The organism is Nocardioides caldifontis (assembly GCF_008087345.1).
Classification (GTDB): domain Bacteria; phylum Actinomycetota; class Actinomycetes; order Propionibacteriales; family Nocardioidaceae; genus Marmoricola_A; species Marmoricola_A caldifontis.
Map to the genome: position 1 here is coordinate 1 of NZ_VHIB01000022.1, position 8218 is coordinate 8218.

Sequence of the window (8218 nt, forward strand, 5' to 3'; positions counted from 1 at the left end):
ACGCTTCACCTACGGAGTGCCTTTCCGCTCGGCTTCTTTGACTTCAGCAATCCAAGAATCCCGTGCAGAACAGGCACTTCCGTGCGTTACGCGCCGTACACCACCTCAGCGACGTGAAAGCGCGAGGCTAAAGGGCGAGGAAGACCGTCTGGCTCGCAAGCGAAACGCTCAAGCGCACGTCATGCGATTGTCTGAGGAACAACCGCTCGGATCCACCCGACGACCAATCTCGAAGAAGTACTAGAACGAGCACCGGCGTTGGCGCCGTCGGTCAGTCTTGGTGTGGTTGCTCATCACGGAATGATCGCCGCGGCGATGTCCGAAGACGCAGGGCCGGACGGTCCGACTCGCGGCTACTAGACGATTCCGGTAGGGCCGGCGTCTGGCCAGACTCGGTCCAGGTGCTCGGCGGGACGCTCTCTTCGCGGCTGCCCATCTGATTATGGGGTGTGGCTCTATTCCGGTTTGCGCTTCCGCCGAGCACCGTGGTGAGACGTGGCCCAAGAGGGGTCTGCCCAGCTCGCAGTAGCAATGCCCGCCTCGCCGACCTTTCCGTTCGGATCAGCGCGAGGTGCTCATGGAGAAGATCATTGTCGGGGTCGATCCCCACAAGCTGTCGGCCACGATTGAGGTCGTCGACGATCACGAGAAGGCGCTGGCCTCTGGCCGGTTCGCCACGGACAAGGCCGGCTATGCCGCGATGCGCAAGCACGTCGCCGCCTGGCCTGATGCGGTCTGGGCGGTCGAGGGCAGCAACGGTGCCGGCCGGTCGCTGGCTCAGCGCCTGCTGGCCGACGGTGAGCATGTGGTCGATGTGCCGGCCAAGCTCGCCGGCCGGGCACGGATGCTGGACACCGGCCATGGCCGCAAGACCGACGCTCATGACGCCCACTCGGTCGCGGTCGCCGCGGTCCGCGCCAAGGAGCCGCGCGTGCTCACGCTCGACCCGGAGCTGGAGGCGCTGCGGATGCTGGTCGACCGACGCGAGGAGTTGGCGCGGCAACGGACGCAGACCGCCAACCGGCTCCAGCGGCTGCTCGCCAAACTCACACCAGGCAAGGCGAAGAAGGACATCACGACCGGGCAGGCCAAGCAGATCCTTGCCAGCGTGCGCCCCCGCGATCTGGTCGGCAAGACCCGCCGCCGGCTCGCCGCCGAACAGCTCGCCGACCTGGTCGTGATCGAGAAGAAGATGAAGGCGATGGGCACCGAGCTCAGGGCCTTAGTCGCGGCCAGCGGCTCGCACCTGATGGACCTTCACGGTGTCGGCCCGATCGTCGCCGCCCGGGTGTTGGCCGATGTCGGCGACGTGACCAGGTTCGCCGACCGCAACCGGTTCGCGTCCTGGACCGGCACCGCACCGATCGAGGCCTCCTCCGGCGAGACCATGCGGCACCGGCTCTCGCGCGCGGGCAACCGGCGGATGAACCACATGATCCACATCGCCGCAGCCACCCAAATCCGCCTCGACACCGAGGGCCGCGCCTACTACCGACGCAAGCTCGCCACCGGCAAGAGCCGCATGGAAGCGATGCGCTGCCTCAAACGCCGCATCTCCGACGCCCTCTACCGCCAACTCATCGCTGATGCTCGAGCGGCTAACGCGAGTCCGGGAGGGAACTGCGGGGCGTCTCAAGAATCCAGCGCGGTCGACCTGCCCCCGCACATCGACACTTCGGATCAGCCACTTCCCGGACCCACAGAACCGACGCTACAACCCTCCCGCCGACCCCGGAAGGCTGCTGCTCTCAAGGCTGGTTGACAACAGAGGGGAGCCTGCCCTGCTCGTAGTAGCAATGCCCACCTCGCCTTCCACATCGGATCGATTACAGGCGGGACCAGCACATGAGCCGCCACTCGGAGCAGGTGATCATCAGGGTCGATCCCCATAAGCTGTCGGCCACGACCGAGGTCGTCGATCAGCACGTGCGGGTCCTCGGCGCGGGACGGCTAACCACTGACCGTGCCGGCTACGCCGCCATGCGGACCCACGCGAGGACGGGGCTGCTGCACGGATAGGTGAGACGTCGGGCGCACACAACGATGTGGTCCCAGGTCCCTCCAGCACCACTCGCGGCGGTCACACGTGAGCCGCGGTCGTGCCTGAAACGGTCGCCTCAGTCGCGCTGAGTGAAAGCCAGGTCGTAGTACCGACGCCGCCCATCCGACGAAACTCCATGAACCAGGTAGCGTGGCCCGAGTTGGGGGGAGCGGTCGAACTCCGCCGCAGATGGCAGGTTGTGTGCGGCGACGGCCTCGCAACGTGCGATGGCCACGGCTTCTACCTCGTCCGTCTTCAAGGTCAGCGCCAGGACAAGGGCCACGTCGCCGCTGGCCAGTTCAAGCGCGTCCATCACCGCAAACCGACCGCCGTTCAGTACCAACTCCTGACAGGACATGATCCCGAGACCAGGAGTGACAAGGCTGACCTCGAACGCGACATGCTCTCCGGTGTGCGGGGTCGGCAACCAACGGACGTCATCCCAGCGGTCACCGTCATTCGGAATCGTGACCAAGTGATGTTCAGGAAGGACAATGCTGAGGGCGTGGGTCCAGCCGACAGCATTCGGTTGGGGACGCTGCCAGCGGTCCAGTACTCGGCCCTCGAGACCGCCATCGAGGCGGTCAAACCAAACCGTCTTCGGGCGGTCCGGCTCCACAACCTGCAGCCGCCAGTCACCTGACTGGTGCAGGCTCACCTTCACCTCTCCCGCGGTATTCCTGCTTCCGAGATAGATGTCGTCCGTATTGCGGGTGGCCCACAGTCGCCAAATCGTCCCTCGGCGTCCGGGCTCCCCAACAGCGAAACGGAGGGCCGTCCTCTTACTCGCGCGCCTGAGGGGGAAGGTCTGAACGTCGTCCTCGTCGATCATGAGCACCTGCGCTACACCGTCAGCTGTGCCAACTGCGACGCCCGGGAGTTTGAGACGAGCGATCGCCTCAAGATCGCCTGTGGGGTCCTCCGGCTGCATTCAATACACGCTACTAGGAAGGAGCGTCGACGTTCGAAGCCAGCGGAGCTGGTCGGTCACACGAAGACTCACACCAACACCGTCTCTAAGTTGCGGGACACGCGCAAAGTGCGCCGGGTTGACAGGCCCGCGGCTCTGGACCCCGTACCCGACCCAAAGGACGAATAGTCCTGCGCCCACGACTCACCACAGCCCCATATTGAGTCCGCCTCAGCCCATCGCTTGTGGCAGAACTTCCGGACATCAGGCTCTCCGAGCGCCTTCGTGAGGACTGTGCACGAGCGCTTCACTGTCGCTTCCACCCATTGCTATGCGTGACCGAGGCGGTCAATCGCGAAACCCTCCACCCGAGGTGTAGCGCAACGCCTCGCACGGGGCGGACGGAAACGGCTAAGTGAAGTTCTCGCGCGATCCAGCGTTCAACACCCATGGGTTCGCATCACAGGGTGGCAAATAACAAGAGTGCGGAATCTTCCTGCGTCACCTGGCGAACCGGACGGTCGAGGGCGGGTAGCGTGAGTAAGTGCCACTCGTTCCGTCACCTGCCCCGACACTCATTAGTCAACAGGGGGCAGGCATCGATGCGACTCACATCGCATACTTCTTCGTCCCTCTACCCGAGCCTCTCGGCTTCCCGGACCGCTACACCGTCGAATGCTCGATCCCAGCGCCGGTCGCTTGGTTCCTTGCGCGTGAGGAGCAGGGGCAACACCGAGCGGAGCGTCGCTTCGTCGCCTCCCTGCGCTTCCATCGCGCCGAGCTCGACGGCGGCGTGGTGCGCGAGGTCGACCTGCTGTTTCAAGTTGCGACAACTGCGCTCAAGCTCCCGAAGCCCAAACGCCTTAATGCCACCCAGAAGGTTCCCACGAGCGATCGCACGGTTGTCGAGATGGCCGTGCCCGTTCGGCTCCCCGAGACGGCACGGGACCGCGAGCCTCCCGGCGAGGGCAGTGAGATAGAGGAACTCAGTGACGCGTTTGACGAGGGCGTGGCATGTATCCGCGACATTCAACGCGCGTATTTCCTCGCACGCAGGAGGCCTATCAGTCTTATCTCACGCGAGCGCTTGCCGCACATGATCCCCTTCCTGCTTCGGTCCATCAGTGAGGTGGCGAAACCACCGAGCAGAGACGAAGTCGGGCTCTTCATGCTCAATATGAATCTGTGGCAGGGCGTTCGCGACGCAGACTTTGAGAGCTCCGACTTTGAAACGTTCTCAGCCGCAATGGCAGCACAGGGTCAGGGCGTGCTGGCGGCGAGGTATCTAGAATTCGTCCGAGAGGGTGAGGTCGCGCTCGATCTCAACGGGGATCCCCGCGCTTCCGTCATCCTTTTCGCTACTGCCTCCGAGGTGCTGCTCGACGAGGTCTTGGCGCACGTGCTCTGGGAAACCGCCATGCGTCCGGAGGAGGCAGCGGCGGTCTTTGATGCTCATCCCGGCCTCGTCCAGCGAGTCAAGTCGCAATACCACCAACGACTAGGCGGCGACTGGAGTGTGGACTCGACAGGCGCGGTAGCCGGCTGGTTCATCCACGTCTCGTCCCTACGAAACCGTGTCGTTCACAGCGGCTACGAGCCAACGACAATCGAGGCCCGAACGGCCCGCAGTTCCGCTGGCGCGTTGCAGGAGTACATCGCCGACCGACTCAGCCTTCGTCTGGCGACCTTACCGAGGACGGCTTTGGCCACGGCAGGCCGAGCCGGCCTCGAGTCGCGCGGGCGATGGTCGCGGACTCTGCAGGACCTAGCGAGGGATCCGACGGAAGTGCCCTGGCAGGCCACGTTCGGCCGCTGGCGAGCAGCCATGCAACGCAGCCGACGGGACAGCTATGCGTATCAAGCTCCCAGCGATGGCGAGGCTCTCGTGGTAACGGTTCTCCGGAGAGACGGGCGGAAGCAGTTCGTGGCACATGATCCGCGCGCTGGGATGGCGGCAGTTGTCAGCGAGCGAGAACTCGACAAAGTGACGCCAGAGCAGATGGCAGGGGTCGAACAACATATCGAAGCGCTCCGAAAAGGGGGTTCGCACGCTGACGTCTCGATCGTGCTTCGCGGCGCAAGCGTGCGGCCGAGTCGCAATCGGACGTGGGTCCATGAATACAGGCTTCTTCCGCTGCACACAGTCATGGTTACCGGGGACGCTCTAGATCCCATCTATGCGGAGTAGCCTTCAACGAGGGAGGGACGGACCGCACGCTCTTATCCCGAAGTCCTAACCGCGTTGTGAACACACTTTTCGATCCCTGCGCCAACGTGTCTTCCGCGCTGAGACAGATCAGTAGCCAGCCCATCGACGTCGGCGGCAGCTTCCATTATCCGTCGGTCCCGATGCAGGCGACGGCACGGTGCGTAGCGCCACGAGCAATGTTCGGTCGGTCCGAGGTAGCACCCTCAAAGAGTTTCATAACCTCGCAAGCCTTTCCGATACGGAGAAGCGATCGCTGACGAGCTCGCGTGGCGCTCAACTTGGTCGGGCACGACCACGTGGACGCGATGGCGGTCGGGACTGGTCCACCTCGCATGTAATCGGTGCGACGCATGACGGAGCGGCGAAGAGGCGCACGTCTCGACCGCCTCGTCTCCGGTTCAGCATCGGATCGCATCGACGCCGCGCTAATTGACCTCGGCCAGCGGCGCGGATAGGCGGCGGCAAGACGCATGTCGCCGATGGTTGCTTTCGGGGGTCAAAGTGTGGACGTCAGTGGGATTGTGTGATGGTGGCTGCCGACTGATGAACTCAGACGCGAGGGTGACGACGTGACCGAGGCGAAAGCTATGCCAGCTGTGCAGGTCGTCGGATGGACCTCAATCGAAGGCTCGTTCTCTGGCGACGGCGAAGCCGGGTCTGGGGGCGCGCTGCTCTTGGGTAACGGGTTCTCGTCGAACGTCTGGTCCGAGTTCGGGTACCGAACGTTGCTAGAACGATCGGGCCTGGCTGGGCCCGCCAGGGACGTCTTCCGTGACCGGTGCAACTTCGAGACAGTGCTGGCTGAGCTATCGACGGCGCATCAGATAGTTGGTGTCGTAGCTCCGAACGAAGATGAGTTGCTCAGGCGGGTGGACGACCTCGCCATCCAGATCCGGGATGCGCTCTTGGCTACCGTCGGGAAGGTCCACCCCGAGGCTAACCGTCTGCTCGCCGGACAGAAGCCTCGAGGCAACTTCGGCTTCGTCGGGGTTCCGGTTCAGGTGCTTGAGGACCTCGCGAAGCACATGCCGCGGTACTCAAGGGTCTTCGTCTCGAACTACGACGTGATTTCGTATTGGGCGGCGGTGCACGCCGGCGTGGCGGACCTGTTCCCTAGCTCGGACCCGTTCGACGTTGGGTTGGCAGAGCACTGGCTGGCGAATAACTCTCAGCCAAAGATCTTCTTCATGCATGGCGCGCTGCACCTGTGGAGGTCGCTGTCGACGAACGTCGAGGCGAAGCACACGGCGAACTCGAGCACCTTGCTGCTCGACGTCATCAAGGCGAGTGTGGAACACCCGGATCGACTACCGCTGTTCATCAGTGAGGGATCGTCGGCGGAGAAGGTCACGCGCATTCGGTCGTCGCAGTACTTGTCTTTCTGTGCGCGCGTGCTGGCTGAGACTGACACCCCGTTGACAGTCCTGGGGCAGTCGCTGATGGATGTCGATGGACACATCCGCGACGCGGTCGAGCTCTATCCGGATCGAAAGGTCGCGATCGGCGTTTACGTCGGTGACATCGACGACCCGGATGCGGCGGCTCATGAGCTGGCAATCCGGGCTACTGCGATCCGCGGACGGTTGGCGAAGTGTAGGGACGTGGTGTTCTTTGATTCAGCCGAGCATCCATTGACGAGCCCGAAGTTGCGCTGCGGGTGAGCGCCCATCGAGGTTATCGCCGTCCAGTGAGTATCCGAGACTGCGAGGCAATGCAGGCTGACGGCCCACGGTGTGCCGCGGCCAGCCAGGTGACATACATCCGGCAACCGCACATTGCCTCGACGGCTGACAGGTGACGCAGGTTTGCAACGCTCGGAACGCTGGCGGTCGACCGCTAGGGGTGCCGAAATCGCTACCTTCGCGAAGTGGTGCAGCGGAATCACCCCTACGCTGTAACGGTACGCAGGCCGGCCGTAACCTCCTGACTGTGGACATGTTGAGGGAAGTATGGCGCTCAGCCCCCATCCGCTGGGCGCTCTTAGCCGTCGCAGTGGTTAGCACGACAGGCTGGGTAGCCAGTTTGCGACCGCTCGCCACTCACTGGGGGAGCGTCGGCGAGTGGGTGGCCGGACTGGCAACCGCAGCCGGTCTAATTTTCGCGGGAAGGCAAATCCGAGACGCTACTGCTGAGAGGGCAGAAGAAGATGCCCGTCGCCGAGCCTCCGAGATCGAACGCCGAGAAGCCCAAGCCCGTTCGGTTGCCGTCTGGTCCGTCGCCGATCGAGGACGGTCGCGTGACGACAAATGGACCATCAGATACAACGTGTTGAACGGGGGCGACTATCCGGTTGACAACGCCGTGCTTTTGGTCGCCGACCTGCGAGGAGACTATGACCCGATCACTCAGCGAGGGACCGCGCACGAATTGGTTCTTGGCACCTTGATTCCGGGCCGACTACTGGAAGACAGCGTCGAGGTGACGCTCTCGAACGAACCGTCCTTCGGTGAACTTGGTGCCCTCGTCGACGTGATCTTCACTGACTCTTGGAACGAACACTGGGCCAGAGGGCCGATGTTGCTCGCGCGCAGACCCTCAGCGGCGCGGAGCTGTTAAGGGCCGAGGTGCTCAGGCGGCGAATAGACGCGGGTTCGGCGATGGCCTGACCTCCCCGACGAATGGCCGATGCGCCCGGTCAGCAGCTCGGCATCGTTTGCGGTTCGAGGACACCCTCCGCACCGAAGTCTTGTTCGTGGTGGGTAGGCCAGCGTTTGACTGGTCAGCTGGGGAGGTGGCTCACGGTGACCCAGTACCCGTGTCCTGCGGTATCCCGCGTCTCCTCGCGATAGGAGACTCGCTTGATCTGGCGGTCGTTGCGGTATAGCCACACGTCAGCCAAGTCTCTGAGGTGCTCGACTGCGGCGCCCCGGTTGGTCTTCTGCTCCAGCACGTCCGCGATCCCGCCGAGGTAGTTCGTCGCATCCCAGGCCTCGGTCAAGTCCCCGGGAGTGGTGTAGCGCTGCGTGATCCGGGTGGGGTCAGGCGGTGAGTGCTGGCATGGTGTCAGCTCCGATCTCGGTGTCGTTGGTGGCGACGATGTTGATGCGGCAGCGGGCCA

5 protein-coding genes are annotated in these 8218 nt (G+C 63.7%); 3 read left to right on the forward strand and 2 right to left on the reverse strand.

The window, feature by feature from the left end; genetic code table 11:
- Window positions 1–577: 577 nt before the first annotated feature.
- Window positions 578–1762, forward strand: a complete 1185-nt coding sequence (locus FIP57_RS22785) for an IS110 family RNA-guided transposase (protein WP_148576168.1) — start codon at window positions 578–580, stop codon at window positions 1760–1762.
- Between the two features lie 355 nt (window positions 1763–2117).
- On the opposite strand, the gene FIP57_RS22795 is transcribed toward FIP57_RS22785, so the two are convergent.
- Window positions 2118–2705 (reverse strand): hypothetical protein, encoded by a 588-nt coding sequence (locus FIP57_RS22795; protein ID WP_148576170.1) that lies wholly within the window; start codon window positions 2703–2705, stop codon window positions 2118–2120.
- Between the two features lie 790 nt (window positions 2706–3495).
- Between FIP57_RS22795 and FIP57_RS22800 the strand changes: the two genes are divergently transcribed.
- Window positions 3496–5139, forward strand: coding sequence for a hypothetical protein (locus tag FIP57_RS22800; protein WP_148576172.1), 1644 nt, complete (start codon window positions 3496–3498; stop codon window positions 5137–5139).
- A 590-nt stretch (window positions 5140–5729) separates the two neighbouring features.
- A complete protein-coding gene (locus FIP57_RS22805; RefSeq protein ID WP_148576174.1) occupies window positions 5730–6821 on the forward strand; it encodes a DUF4917 family protein in 1092 nt (363 codons plus the stop codon).
- Window positions 6822–7879: 1058 nt separating this feature from the next.
- Here FIP57_RS22805 and FIP57_RS23840 read toward each other — a convergent pair.
- Window positions 7880–8218, reverse strand: a 339-nt coding sequence (locus tag FIP57_RS23840) for a hypothetical protein (RefSeq protein ID WP_203231429.1), incomplete at its 5' end; no start/stop codon positions are given.

Coding starts and splice junctions, on each gene's coding strand:
- FIP57_RS22785 (WP_148576168.1), top strand. CDS start 578: ATGGAGAAGATCATTGTCGGGGTCGATCCCCACAAGCTGTCGGCCACG.